Annotated in this window: 18 protein-coding genes and 1 pseudogene; 4 read left to right on the top strand and 15 right to left on the bottom strand. The window is 52.6% G+C overall.

The window, feature by feature from the left end; translation table 11 throughout:
• Positions 1–69 precede the first annotated feature (69 nt).
• Genes ACQ86N_RS40190 through ACQ86N_RS40175 form a run of 4 tightly spaced genes read right to left on the bottom strand, consistent with a single transcriptional unit; the run spans position 70 to position 2,820 of the window.
• Positions 70–1,386: a MutS-related protein gene (locus ACQ86N_RS40190; RefSeq protein WP_431211943.1), complete on the bottom strand. Its 1,317-nt coding sequence runs from the start codon at positions 1,384–1,386 to the stop codon at positions 70–72.
• A 48-nt stretch (positions 1,387–1,434) separates the two neighbouring features.
• On the bottom strand, positions 1,435–1,701 hold the full coding sequence (locus ACQ86N_RS40185) for a hypothetical protein (protein WP_431211942.1): 267 nt from the start codon (positions 1,699–1,701) through the stop codon (positions 1,435–1,437).
• Positions 1,698–2,405 (bottom strand): hypothetical protein, encoded by a 708-nt coding sequence (locus ACQ86N_RS40180; protein ID WP_431211941.1) that lies wholly within the window; start codon positions 2,403–2,405, stop codon positions 1,698–1,700. Before ACQ86N_RS40180 ends, ACQ86N_RS40185 begins: the two co-directional genes overlap by 4 nt.
• Positions 2,389–2,820: a hypothetical protein gene (locus ACQ86N_RS40175; protein WP_431211940.1), complete on the bottom strand. Its 432-nt coding sequence runs from the start codon at positions 2,818–2,820 to the stop codon at positions 2,389–2,391. Before ACQ86N_RS40175 ends, ACQ86N_RS40180 begins: the two co-directional genes overlap by 17 nt.
• Before the next feature lie 57 nt (positions 2,821–2,877).
• Here ACQ86N_RS40175 and ACQ86N_RS40170 point away from each other — a divergent pair, with 57 nt between their 5' ends.
• From ACQ86N_RS40170 to ACQ86N_RS40160, 3 genes are all read left to right on the top strand, one after another.
• Entirely contained in the window at positions 2,878–3,276 is a 399-nt protein-coding gene (locus ACQ86N_RS40170) for a hypothetical protein (RefSeq protein WP_431211939.1), read from the top strand.
• A gap of 85 nt (positions 3,277–3,361) precedes the next feature.
• Positions 3,362–4,219: a hypothetical protein gene (locus ACQ86N_RS40165; RefSeq protein WP_431211938.1), complete on the top strand. Its 858-nt coding sequence runs from the start codon at positions 3,362–3,364 to the stop codon at positions 4,217–4,219.
• On the top strand, positions 4,144–4,563 hold the full coding sequence (locus tag ACQ86N_RS40160; RefSeq protein ID WP_431211937.1) for a hypothetical protein: 420 nt from the start codon (positions 4,144–4,146) through the stop codon (positions 4,561–4,563). The genes ACQ86N_RS40165 and ACQ86N_RS40160 overlap by 76 nt, the downstream gene beginning before the upstream one ends.
• A 2-nt stretch (positions 4,564–4,565) precedes the next feature.
• Here ACQ86N_RS40160 and ACQ86N_RS40155 read toward each other — a convergent pair whose 3' ends face one another.
• The 4 genes and pseudogenes from ACQ86N_RS40155 to ACQ86N_RS40140 all read right to left on the bottom strand — a co-directional run bounded on the left by ACQ86N_RS40155 (position 4,566) and on the right by ACQ86N_RS40140 (position 7,064).
• Entirely contained in the window at positions 4,566–4,718 is a 153-nt protein-coding gene (locus ACQ86N_RS40155; RefSeq protein WP_431211936.1) for a hypothetical protein, read from the bottom strand.
• Positions 4,715–5,166 (bottom strand): annotated as a pseudogene (gene trhA / locus ACQ86N_RS40150) (PAQR family membrane homeostasis protein TrhA). Before trhA ends, ACQ86N_RS40155 begins: the two are co-directional and overlap by 4 nt.
• A gap of 144 nt (positions 5,167–5,310) precedes the next feature.
• The gene (locus ACQ86N_RS40145; protein ID WP_431211935.1) at positions 5,311–6,054 is read right to left on the bottom strand and encodes a PorT family protein; all 744 of its coding nucleotides are present in this window, start codon (positions 6,052–6,054) and stop codon (positions 5,311–5,313) included.
• 218 nt (positions 6,055–6,272) lie between these two features.
• Positions 6,273–7,064: a ubiquinone/menaquinone biosynthesis methyltransferase gene (locus tag ACQ86N_RS40140; RefSeq protein WP_431211934.1), complete on the bottom strand. Its 792-nt coding sequence runs from the start codon at positions 7,062–7,064 to the stop codon at positions 6,273–6,275.
• Between the two features lie 66 nt (positions 7,065–7,130).
• Here ACQ86N_RS40140 and yihA point away from each other — a divergent pair, with 66 nt between their 5' ends.
• Positions 7,131–7,748 (top strand): ribosome biogenesis GTP-binding protein YihA/YsxC, encoded by a 618-nt coding sequence (yihA, locus tag ACQ86N_RS40135; protein WP_431211933.1) that lies wholly within the window; start codon positions 7,131–7,133, stop codon positions 7,746–7,748.
• A gap of 88 nt (positions 7,749–7,836) precedes the next feature.
• Here yihA and ACQ86N_RS40130 read toward each other — a convergent pair whose 3' ends face one another.
• The 7 genes from ACQ86N_RS40130 to ACQ86N_RS40100 all read right to left on the bottom strand — a co-directional run bounded on the left by ACQ86N_RS40130 (position 7,837) and on the right by ACQ86N_RS40100 (position 11,801).
• Positions 7,837–8,310, bottom strand: coding sequence for a ribonuclease H-like YkuK family protein (locus ACQ86N_RS40130; protein ID WP_431211932.1), 474 nt, complete (start codon positions 8,308–8,310; stop codon positions 7,837–7,839).
• Between the two features lie 230 nt (positions 8,311–8,540).
• Positions 8,541–8,912, bottom strand: a complete 372-nt coding sequence (locus ACQ86N_RS40125; protein ID WP_431211931.1) for a CoA-binding protein — start codon at positions 8,910–8,912, stop codon at positions 8,541–8,543.
• 12 nt (positions 8,913–8,924) lie between these two features.
• Positions 8,925–9,485: a hypothetical protein gene (locus tag ACQ86N_RS40120; RefSeq protein ID WP_431211930.1), complete on the bottom strand. Its 561-nt coding sequence runs from the start codon at positions 9,483–9,485 to the stop codon at positions 8,925–8,927.
• The gene (locus ACQ86N_RS40115) at positions 9,418–9,897 is read right to left on the bottom strand and encodes a hypothetical protein (RefSeq protein WP_431211929.1); all 480 of its coding nucleotides are present in this window, start codon (positions 9,895–9,897) and stop codon (positions 9,418–9,420) included. Before ACQ86N_RS40115 ends, ACQ86N_RS40120 begins: the two co-directional genes overlap by 68 nt.
• Before the next feature lie 11 nt (positions 9,898–9,908).
• Positions 9,909–10,910, bottom strand: coding sequence for a DUF1731 domain-containing protein (locus ACQ86N_RS40110; protein ID WP_431211928.1), 1,002 nt, complete (start codon positions 10,908–10,910; stop codon positions 9,909–9,911).
• An 18-nt stretch (positions 10,911–10,928) separates the two neighbouring features.
• Positions 10,929–11,123 carry a hypothetical protein gene (locus tag ACQ86N_RS40105; RefSeq protein ID WP_431211927.1) on the bottom strand — a complete coding sequence of 65 codons (195 nt, stop codon included), beginning with the start codon at positions 11,121–11,123 and terminating at the stop codon, positions 10,929–10,931.
• Between the two features lie 162 nt (positions 11,124–11,285).
• On the bottom strand, positions 11,286–11,801 hold the full coding sequence (locus tag ACQ86N_RS40100; RefSeq protein ID WP_431211926.1) for a GbsR/MarR family transcriptional regulator: 516 nt from the start codon (positions 11,799–11,801) through the stop codon (positions 11,286–11,288).
• Positions 11,802–11,890 lie beyond the last annotated feature (89 nt).

Here is an 11,890-nt window from a genome sequence, read left to right as displayed (position 1 = left end):
AGCTAGAATTTAAATAAATGCAGCTTTGAAAAATCCGGGTATAGTTCCACGAGCGCCGTTCCACGGCGATCAAAGTCCCTCCAGCATCTCCACCACCTTCTCCCTCTTCAAAATAAGATACCCGATCCGGTCATTGCTAACCCCCTCTTTCAACTGATAGCTGAACTCCAGCTGGTCATTCTTTACCGAAGTCTCGAAATAATTGAATAGAATATTCGGATACTGCTTCAATTCGTCCCCGATCTCATAAAGATGGGTACTCAGGACGAACAGCGATCGCCTGATCCGGATCAGGCCCTTAATAACGGTCAGCGAACACTTCATCGCGTCCTGCACATTGGTGCCCTTGAACAGCTCGTCAATCAGCACGAGCCATTTCTTGCTGCCCCTGATCTTTTCGAGCGTATTGCGGATGCGCTGCACTTCGTTGAAGAAGAAACTTTCGCCCTTGGCGAGGTTATCGACTACGTTGATATTGCTGAGGATCCCGTCGAAAAGACTCAGACGAAGGGACGTGGCCGGCACACCCATTCCGAGATGGGCCAAAAACACGACGACTCCCACACTCCGGATGAAAGTGCTCTTGCCAGCCATATTCGCGCCCGTCAAAAAAAGAAAGTTTGTAGTCTGGTCAAGTCGGATATCATACGCTACGGGCGCCGGTAGCAAAAGGTGATAAAGCGAGCTCGCTTCAAAATACGGATCTTCCTGTTCCACAAAGACCGGGAAACTCAGGCGATACCGCCTTATTGCCTGAGCCATCGAGTACCAGGCGTCCAGCCGGCTGTGGATCTCGATCAGCGTCTGCATCGAGCCCTTGAACCGGTTCCTCACGAAATTGCCATAATAGATCACCTGTATCGGGTTCAGTTTGGTTCCGGGCTCCAGCTTAGCCAGCCCCTGGAGTATGTCATGGTCCAGCTGTTTACGCGCTTTCTGCAACATGTCGCTCAGAAGACGGGGACAGCCCGGCTGATCCAGCAGGGCAACCAACTGGTTCATTCCCCTCGCAAAATCTGCGAAATGACCTACCGAATACCGGACCATGGCATAGTCCGGACCGTGAAAGATCTTGTAGCTGAGCGCCGCGGGCAGGTTATGGGCTTCGGGGATGTCGTCCACCCCGGTCTCATAAAATCTTTCCATGACCATTATCGTCCCGTTGCTGATGGAAGTCGGCCACGAGTCCATTTTCTCACCGATCAGCGTGAGTACGCGCTGGGTCTCGAGGATGGGTTCCAGTTTACTGAAGGGGTGGTTAAAGTACTCGAGCAGCAGGTCCTTTCCGCCGGTAGTCCGGGTAAAGTCCAGCTTGTGGAAAATGGAATACTCCTCCTCGTGGCTGAAAAGGGAAAGGTCCTCATACGTAGTTTTGTCGATTTCCATGGTCATTTATTTTTTGGCCGCTGCACGCCAGGGCCGTCAATAACGGCGCTAGAGATTAAAACGCAGGCGCTGACCCCATTGAGATTCATCAAAGCTCCCATTTCCATAAACCAGATGCCCGTTTACAAAAGTATGGGTCACCGTCGCCGGGAATTCGAATCCCTCCAGCGGGCTCCAGCCGCATTTGTAGAGAATGCTTTCACGGGTGGCGACCGACGGGCTCCTGAGGTCCACGATGACCAGATCCGCAAAATACCCCTCCCGGATAAATCCCCTTTCAGCGACCTTAAAACAGGTGGCGACGGCATGGCTCATCTTCTCCACCACCTTTCGAGGCTGATCCTGCCCTCTTTCACGTAGTGCAGCATCAGCAGCAGCGAGTGTTGCACCAGCGGCAGGCCGGCGTGGGCCTGCTCATAGCCGCCGCTCTTTTCCTCTATCGTGTGCGGGGCATGGTCCGTTGCGATCAGGTCGAGCCGGTCGTCGAGTAAGGCGGCCCAGAGCGCCTCCCGGTTGTGGGGCGCTTTGATGGCGGGGTTGCACTTGATACGGTTGCCCAGCGTCGCATAGTCGTCGCTGGTGAAATGGAGATGGTGGACACAGACCTCGGCCGTGATCCGCTTGTCCACGAGGGGAATGAGGTTGCCAAACAGCTGCATTTCTTTTTCTGTGGTAAGATGAAATACGTGGAGACGGCTATTGTGCTTTTGGGCAAACTGGATCGCCGTCAGCGACGACTCGAAGCAGGCTTCGGCGTCCCGGATGATAGGATGGTCCGACGCGACGAGGGGCCGGCCCTCCGCACGAAGGCGTTCGAGATTTTGTTTGATGATCTTCTCGTCCTCGCAGTGCGTGGCGATGAGAACCTCACTTTCCCTAAAGAGACGGTCCAGGGTAAGATAGTTATCGACCAGCAGATTGCCCGTGGAGGAACCCATAAATATCTTGATCCCGCAGACGTCCTTTTTCTTGTCGTTGGTCCGAAGAGCTTCTTCCGCATTGTCATTGGACGTCCCCATATAGAAGGAATAGTTGGCCAGCGCGCTCCGCGCCCCGATGGCATATTTTTCCTCCAGCAGGTCCTCGGGTGAATGCCGGCGGCACCGTATTGGGCATTTCCATAAAGGAAGTAACGCCGCCGGCTACCGCCGCTTTGGCCTCGGTATAGATACTGGCCTTGTGTGTTAGTCCGGGTTCCCGGAAATGTACCTGGTCATCTATAGCACCCGGCAATAAATGTTTTCCTTCTCCGTTGATCTCGGTGACAGCGAAGTCCGGCCGGATGGCAGTTCCGATTTTTTCTATCCGACCGTTTTTGACTAGTAAATCTGTTGTACAAATCTTACCTTCGTTGACAATGGAGATGTTCTTGATCAAGTAATTACGCATAAAGAAAATTGGATCGTCCCTTATTTGATATACATTATGACGCAATTTATTAAAACCCTTCTAAGCAGCCGGATAATTTTAAGAATTGCAATGGGGGTGGTGATGTCGCCCATATTTCTGCCCAATGCTGGCTTTTCCCAGTCCAGCTATCTTCCCCAGGATTCGAAATTTGACCATTTTCTGGATAGAATGGAGATCCTTCTCCAGACAAACCCGGACCTGAACATCAGTACGGCCAAACCCATCAGTCGAAAGCTGGCCGTACGCGTGGCCGAAATCTCCGACTCGCTGCACAAGTTCTATCCCTACGACGATTTTTACCATCTTTCCGCTATCGACCGGCAGACCCTGTCTTCCCTGCTGATGAATAACGTGGAATGGGTAACAGGCCGCCCCGATACATTTGTCAGCAAAAGACCCTGGCTTGAGACCTTCTATAAAGACCCGGCGAACTTCTATACGGTCAACGAAAAGGACTTTTTCTCGCCGTCAACCCGGTGATCCAGCAGACCCAGTCCTATGAGACAGGAGGAAAGTTCAAAACCCGCCCCTTTCTCAATGCCAAAGGCCTTACCCCCTGAGGGGGATGATCGCCGGCAAACTGGGTTTCTCCGCCTATCTTACCGATAATCAGGAGCGGGGACCGTCCTGGTTCCAGGACCGGTGGCGCAGCTCGACGCCGTTCCCGGAGCCGGATACTACAAACATTTCAAGACCACCGGGTTTTGACTATTTCGACAACCGGGCTTCCATTTACTTCAACGTATGGAAGTATTTCGATATGCAGTTCGGGTATGACAAGAATTTCATCGGCAATGGCTACAGGAGCCTTTTTCTCAGCGACTTTAGCGCCCCTTACCTGTTCCTGAAGTTCAATACCCGCGTATGGAAACTCAACTATCAGACGATCTATATGGAACTGATCAGTCAGCACGCCACGCCTACCGACTATCAGTACCCCAAGAAATACGCCGTTGTCCATCATCTCAACATCAACGCCACGCCCTGGCTCAACGTGGGTGTGTACGAGAACGTCGTCTTCAGCCGCGCCGATCACTACGATTTCTCTTATCTCAACCCCGTCATCTTCCTCGTCTCTGCACAGCAGCAGAACGGCAGCCCCGACAAGACGACCACGGGCATCGATTTCAAGGCTAATATTGGCCACGCGACGCAGGTCTACGGACAGCTGCTGTTCAATGAATTCGTCCTGCACCAGATCCTGCACTACGGCCAGTGGCAGCTGGGTCAACAAGCAGGGCTTGCAGCTGGGCGTCAAGTATGTCGACGCGTTCGCGGTAAAAAATCTCTGACCTGCAGTTCGAGACCAATATCGTCCGGCCATTCACGTATTCCCATAACGACTCCGTGTCCAACTACAGTCACTACAACCAGCCCCTGGCTCATCCGCTGGGCTCCAATTTCTACGAAGTTATCGGTATAGTCCGCTATCAGCCGGCCTACAAATGGAATGTGGAGGGGAGGGCCATCTACTACAAGAAGGGGCTCGATTCGGCCGGGGTCAATATGGGAGGGAATATTTTCGAGAACTACATGACCCGTCCCCGCGACCTGCACTTCAGCATTGGCGGTGGGACGCCCGCCACCTGCGTCAACCTCTACGGCCTCGTATCCTACCAGTGGAAAGAGAACCTTTTCCTCGAGCTGTCGGCGATGTACAGGCACTACTCCGTGAACGATCCGACCGACACCTACCATAGCTCGCACTCCGCGGTGTTTACGGCCGGCGTAAGGATCAATATGTTCAGACGGCAGTATGACTATTAGATTCACATCGCGAGCAGCACAGCTACATAATGACACATGGCCGCGGCCAGCACAAACACATGCCACACCGCATGCGTGTAGCGGTATTTGTCCCATAAATAAAAGAAAACGCCGACAGAATAAAGTCCTGCGCCAATGCAGACGAGCGTCGTCACTTCGTTGGGGAGATGATCGAAAAATCTCCGTCCCCCGCAATCATGATCCAGCCCATCGCCAGATAGATGATGGTCGAGACCACTTCGAACCTGCCCGTAAACAGTATTTTGAATATCACTCCCGCCGCCGTCAGCGCCCAGAGGATCGCCAAAAGTGTCATCCCCCAACTGTTGTTGACATACACCAGCAGGAATGGCGTATACGTGCCCGCGATAAAAAAGTAGATGCTGATATGGTCGAATATTTTCAGCGCCTTCTTTTGACGCGTAGTCTGTTTGCGAGGTGATACAGCGTGCTGGAGACAAAAGCCAGAAGAAAACTGCAGCCGTAGACACACGAACCGATAAGACCCTGATTATTGCCATGGAGGGTTGCGATCCCGGGGAGAACCGGCAGCGCCGCAAGTCCGAACAATACGCCGGCTGCGTGCGTAAGTCCGTTGACCATTTCCTGATGACGGGTGTAGGTCTCCACTAAATGCATAACCTTTCGGCAACTCTTTTAGTTGAAGGGACAAAATAGATTTATGCAACTGTCGGACCATGCAGCCGGCCTGGCGCGCCGCGGCAATCAGTGGCCGGCCATCACTGCCTAACCTTCAAAAATAAGGGAGAAAACAACCATCCGCGATTTGATCTTATCGATCACGTTGGAGTACTGGAGATTGGGGTCCCGGCTATGAATATTTTTTATCCCCTCGCTGATCTTCAGCTCCGGTGACAGAATAAACACTGGGAAATAGAACTGGAACCCCACCCCCGCCTCGATGCTCAGGTCGGAAGGCGATAGCTTCACCAGATTTTCTGCCTTACGGGCGGAGGAGTTCGACGCGAGATCATAGCGGTAGTTGATACCCCCAAGCATATATACCCTGAAATTGTTGATGCGGTCGGAAAGGAATTTCACCTGCGCGGGGAAGCCCAGCAAAAGGGACTGTATCTGTTTGGTCGCCGGGGCTGCTTCGCCCTGCGGCGGATTGGTAACGTGGTAAGAAATGGTATTGGAGGCGAACAGGAATTCGGGGAAGGCGAACCGGAACTCGAAATGTTCCGCCAGGCGGAAAGTGAACATGCCTGAAACGCCAAAACCGCCGGAATTGCCTGGGTTAACGTAGAGGATGCTGTCGTCCTGAAGGAATTTTGGGTGAGCGCTGACCTGCAGGTGTGTATTGAGGTACATAAAGCCTATGCCCAGATAATAGCGTTTGCTGTCGTGGTCCGGCAGGTTGAGGTAGTCCCTCAGCTGGGCCGATGCCTGCTTCCCTGCCAGTACTATTCCGCAAAATACGATCGCGAAAATAACTCCCCTTCTTTTGATTGACCCAAATAGTTTCATAGATGTCATGTTGCTGGCATTCAATCCCTTATGGGCATTGGCTAACTTTTATAATAACGGAACCGGATTTAGTCCGGGTTTGTTGAGGGTAAATAATCTCTATAGGCCTGACTTGGGGTGTAAAAATAACGGCAAATGGGAAAAAATAATTGCAGTTGTCCGGTCTTTATAACAGTATTTTGGCATTCCCAGCCTCATTTTTCGCCAAATTTCCGCCCTCATTTTTCACCAATGTAAAGAGAACAGATACAAAGGCTCAGGCGGCGCAGACGGATGTTTTTGTAGCCGCAGCCGTCCATGATCCGGCTAAAGTCATTGCCCTCGGGGAAGGCCTTGACCGAATCGTTGAGATATTGATAGGCCTCGCGGCTGCGGGACACCATTTTACCGATATTAGGTGCAACGAGCCGGAGGTAGAGATCATAGATCTGGCGTATTCCGGGTGTTTTTGGCTGTGAGAACTCCAGAACCACAAGTCTGCCTCCCGGTTTCAGAACCCTCAGCATCTCATGCAAGCCCTGTTCCAGATTTTCAAAATTGCGTACGCCAAAGGCGACGGTGACGGCGTCGAAATGGTTGTCAGGGAAGCGAATGGCTTCGCTATCACCCGTTTGCAGATCGATCCTTTCCTGTAGCCCCAGCCGGTTTATCTTTTGACGGCCGATGTCCAGCATTCCCGTAGAGATATCAATACCCGTGATATGGCTGGAAGGGATATGGCGGGTCATCATATGGCCATGTCTCCCGTGCCCGTAGCCACGTCGAGGATGGACATAGCCGGAGCCACTGCCCTGGGCTGTACCGCCTCCTTTGGATTTTCCGGCCGTCAGTTCGCGGATGGCCCTTCTGCGCCAGTAGACGTCGATGCCCCCGGAGAGAAACCTGTTCAGGAAGTCGTAGCGGAAGGCTATTTTGTCGAACATGGCAGCGACCTGCTGCTTCTTGCCCAGCTTGCGAATCTTTGAATGGGACGATCCTGTCGTGTGAATAGTTGGCCATAGCGGCTGCAAAGGTACGCGAGTCCGGGTAAAAAGCCCCGGTTTCCTGCGGGATATGTATCTTACATCCTTAATAATATGGATATACATTCCTCCATCTACGTCGTCAGCAGTCCGGATCATACCAAATGTCCCAGCCCGGACAGGCCCGAGTATGCGTTCATCGGCCGCAGCAACGTCGGCAAATCCTCGCTGATCAACATGCTCACCGGCAACGAGAAGCTGGCCAAAACTTCCGGAACCCCCGGAAAGACCCAGCTGATCAATCATTTTAATATCAACGACGAATGGTATATCGTCGACCTTCCGGGCTATGGTTTCGCGAAGGTCTCGCAGTCGCAGCGGAAGAAATGGGAGAAGATGATCGAGGACTATCTCCGCAAGCGGGAGAACCTTGTCAACGTATTCGTGCTGATCGACAGCCGTCATTCCCCGCAAAAGATCGACCTGGAGTTTCTCAATAAATTGAGGGAATGGCAGGTACCCTTCACACTCGTATTCACCAAAGCGGATAAAGAGAACCAACGCATCGTCGCGGCAAATGTCAGGGACTTTCTGGAAAAGATGCGCAAGACCTGGCAATTCCTCCCGCAGCATTTTGTCTCGAGCGCAGTCAAGCGGATGGCACGGGATAAGATCCTCGGCGTGATCTCAGAGATGAACAAGGAGTTCGGGGACGAAGTCGGCGGTGCCTGAGCGGGAAAATTTTGGGGGAGACAACCCCTTGGACCGTGCCAGACACGGCCTTGATACCAGTAGCAGGCGCTACGGTTGGGTCAGCGGATCAGTTGACCACCTTGTTCGCGCAGCTGCTGCTGGCAAACGCTTCGGGCTTGGCCTTGAAAGCGAAGCCCATACCGAGTATGTAACCCATCGCTTCCTTCAGCGCATCATTGCTCTTGAAGTGCGGATTCGTATTAATGTCTGCGTGGACCTCCATGTCGACATTATACTTACTAAAGAGATTGCACAACTCGTAGGCAATTTCGATGCTCTTGGCTACTTCCACCAGCATACGTTCCTTGATCGAATACTGGTGCCTTGTCTTTTCGTTGTGAATGAACATGAACCCGCCATGTCCTTCACGTAAAAAAACGATTACCGTAGCAAATTCAGTTTCCAAACCTTTCACCTGGGAATCAGTGCCGATGCATACTTTCAGCCGGTAGCCTGTCTCCGTCTCCCGACGGATAGCATTCTCAACGGCTTCAATGATGGGTAGATCGATCAGATCGCCATTAAATTTACGCCATAGCATATTGTAAAGGATTTTTCGAATTTACCGAAAAACGTCTTATTCGCAAAATCGCATGAGGATTATAGTTTTATTAACAGAGGAACAACTGCGTTGTCAACCCCGCGCGGGATAAGAGATTTGTCGTATTATTATATTTTACATATGAAAAAACACACGCTGAAAAGTCGTTACCCAAGGCCGGGATACTCATTCCATGCAATTCGCCGTGCCAACCCACGAAAACCCAAACATCAAAACTGCCCCGTACTCAACAACACAAGAGTGCACGCTTCCAACGGCTGTATGCCGTTGGCCTCCGCGAGTTGCTCCAACTCGGGATTCTCTGCACCAGGATTGAAGATGATCCGTTTCGGATGAAGAGAGAGAATATAGTCGTAGTATTCCTTTTGGTGAGTTGGATTCAGATACAGCGTCACCGTGTCTATATCGCTGTAGTCGATCTTCTCGGTCTCTATAGCAATGTCGCCGTCTTTTACCCGCTTCCGACCGATGGCGATCACAGGGTGACCATGGCTATGCAACCTTTTCATTGCCAGGTTGCTGTATCGTGTCGGATTGTCGGAAGCGCCGAGCACCAGTGTCTTTTTTGTGGTCGTGGCCATGGTACCCTTAAATTACAAATTCCGCTGGCATCTTGTTTGAATTACCCGCAAAATATTGTTCTGTATATCCTTCATGATCCATCCCGCCCAAAGACTCGAGTAAAAGTTAAAATCTGTCTTAAGCACAAAGTGGCTGTACAAATGCAACCGGCAGACGCCATTTCCCAGCCTCTCGAGACGATAGGTCCCGTCGAGCACGTCGAAATACTCTCCGCCGATGACAACGTGTTTGTCCATGGCTGTAGGTGGGATGGCGCTTGGGTCGGCCTTGATGCTGAAATGCATCTTCTGCTGTTCTGCATATTCGGTGACCGTCTCCATAAACACCAGCCCCTTGCTGAAGATAGCCTGACGGCTGCCGCCGACACCCGCATAGTCCAGCTCTGCCCGTATCGGCCGTGGAAACCCGAGCATTCGCGTCAGCCAGCCCCGGTCTTCTGCTTCGCCGATCGGTCTGACCCGGACAACATTGCTCCAGATCGTGGCGGGCGCGGCTTGTATATCCTTATAAGTATAGGCTTCGTAGCGGACGGTGTGGTGCGGGATCAGCCTTTCCAGTGGAGCACACAGCAAGTGGCAGCAGGACCACCCAGCTGCTCAGCAGCTTTTGGGAATCGTTGTGCTTCCGGCGTCTGCGGGCGCCCGCGATAAGGCCTCCAATAGTCGAGACCCCAAACCAGATCGGAAGGATCATGAGCCAGCAGGCAAGCCCCTCTACCTGCCAGACAAGCGTGATGATCATAAAAACTACCATCGGCACCCACGGCGCCATAGCACAGTATTTTTTATTTTGCACCTTCTCTATGTCGGAGAGGTAGATGGTAAGATAGCCCACGCCGAAAGGAACTCCTCCCAGAAAACTGATGGACATCAGCGCGATGGGGAACGCGCCCATGAGGTCGTTGTCGAAGAGCCATCGGAGCAGTACGGCGTAAAGGACAGGGATCGTTATCGCGATCAGCCAGGATTGAATTGTGCGCATCATACAGTATACCGTTAAAATACGTCTTTTATTTTCATCTTCCGTCCATTCCTGCGCTGCAGCCGGATGATCGAACGTAGCGCGCCATCGATGCGCGGATACTGAAAGTCAAACCCCGTCGCCAGCAGCCTGCTGGGCAGCACCCACCGGCTTTTCAGCACGAGCTCGGTCTCTGTACCGACCAGGACCGCTCCCAGCTTGAGCAACCACGCGGGCGTAGGCAGACCGAGTCGTACGCCGGCGAGTCTACGCAGGGTCGACATGAAATAGGAGTTGGTGACCGGGCCGGGGGACGAGAGATTATAGGTCCCTTCCAGATCGGTGTGGTCAAGAAACCATTCCAGTGCGCGGCGGACATCGTCGATATGCACCCAGCTGTACATTTGCCGCCCGCTGCCCTGACGGCCGCCGAGACCGAGCTTTATAAGGCGAAGATAGGGGACGATAACGCCGCCTTCGACGAGCGTGATCGCCAGTCGCAAGGCTATCTTCCGGGTGAAGGGAGTGCGTTGCTCCGCAAAACTTGCTTCCCAGCGCTTGCACACCTGTACCGAAAAATCGTCATGGTATTCCCCAGTGTCCTCATCCTGTGGCCTGTCCTGCGCGTGGCGGTAGATGGTGGCGCTGGCTGCATTCACCCATACGCGTGGTGGAACGACGGCCTCGCGGATGGCTCCGGCCCAGCGCCTTTGTCGCATCCATTCGGCTCTCGAAGATCTCGCACCGGTTACGGGGAGTGTAGCGGCAGCTGACGCTGCGCCCCGCAAGATTGATGACCAGATCGGCGCCTTCCAGTTCCCGCGCCCAGTGTTTCTCCACCGAGCGCCCGTCCCAGCGCCAGTAGGTGATATGGTAGCCGTCCTTCGGAGAGAGCAGCTTTTGTCTGTAGTTGTTATTGTGGCTGTTGGTGGACTGGCGGCTGAGGATGACGATCTGGTTGTCCTTTCCCCAGCGGCGGCCAGCGCCTGACCGATGGAGCCGGTGCCGCCGGCGATGATGATCTTTTTGTTTTTCATGTTATCCGGTTTTAAAGATCAATAAATGCCTTTATTGATCAGATAAAAGCCGACCAGCAGGAGATTGTTGACGGCCCTCGCCAGCTCTTCATTGCCGTGGAAGATATCGATAAGGAAGACCTTGCCGTTGCGGAATAGCGTGCGCGCGACCCAGACGGTGAGAAGGACTATGATCACAAGATAAGCGCTGTAGCAGACCAGAATGTAAGTCATAGCTGTAAATTTTAGAAGCGGTATATTGTTTATTGAACTTTCAGAAAATACTGAAACAATGCGATCAAATAAAAGCCGCGTTAACGGCTTCCCTGTCCTGCGGCCCAATCCTGGTCCCACCCAACCCTCCGGTCACTGGCCACCCGATCGCTGTCCCCCAGTCTAGTGCTTCGCACCGAATAGCTTCATCAGGCTACTCCAGAACCAATGCTCGTCGGCCTTGATCATCGTATCGAGCGTCCTGTCGGCCTGCTCGCTGAACTTCCGGATATTTTGTATCGTATCCGTAAACGTTTTGACAGCCTTGTCGCGCCGGTCGCCCTCTACGTCACTCAGGTCCTTCAGAACAGGGATCATAAGGTCCAGCTCGCGCTTCTTCCTTTCTTTTACGATCTGCCTTGCAACCTTCCAGATATCCTTTTCCGCCGTAAAGAACTCCTTTCGCTCACCGGGCACGATAACTTTCTGCACCAGCCCCCAGTCTATCAATTCCCGGAGGTTCATATTCGCATTGCCGCGGCTGATATTCAGTTGCTCCATGACTTCGTCGGCACTCAGATGATCGGGGCTTACGAGCAGCAGCGCGTGTATTTGCGCCATAGTCCTGTTGATGCCCCAGTTGGTGCCGAATCGTCCCCAGTTAGCGATGAATTGAGCCTTTGCTTCTGCTAGTTGCATGTCTTTTTTCCGGTTGCTGATCCAAAGGTATAAAGGTTTTCTGAATTTTCAGAAAAAATTGAAAGTTTATTTTTGCCATCGCGACATCC

It is taken from the genome of Puia sp. P3, from assembly GCF_050632245.1.
Classification (GTDB): domain Bacteria; phylum Bacteroidota; class Bacteroidia; order Chitinophagales; family Chitinophagaceae; genus Puia.
This window is presented reverse-complemented; position numbering and strand designations above follow the sequence as displayed.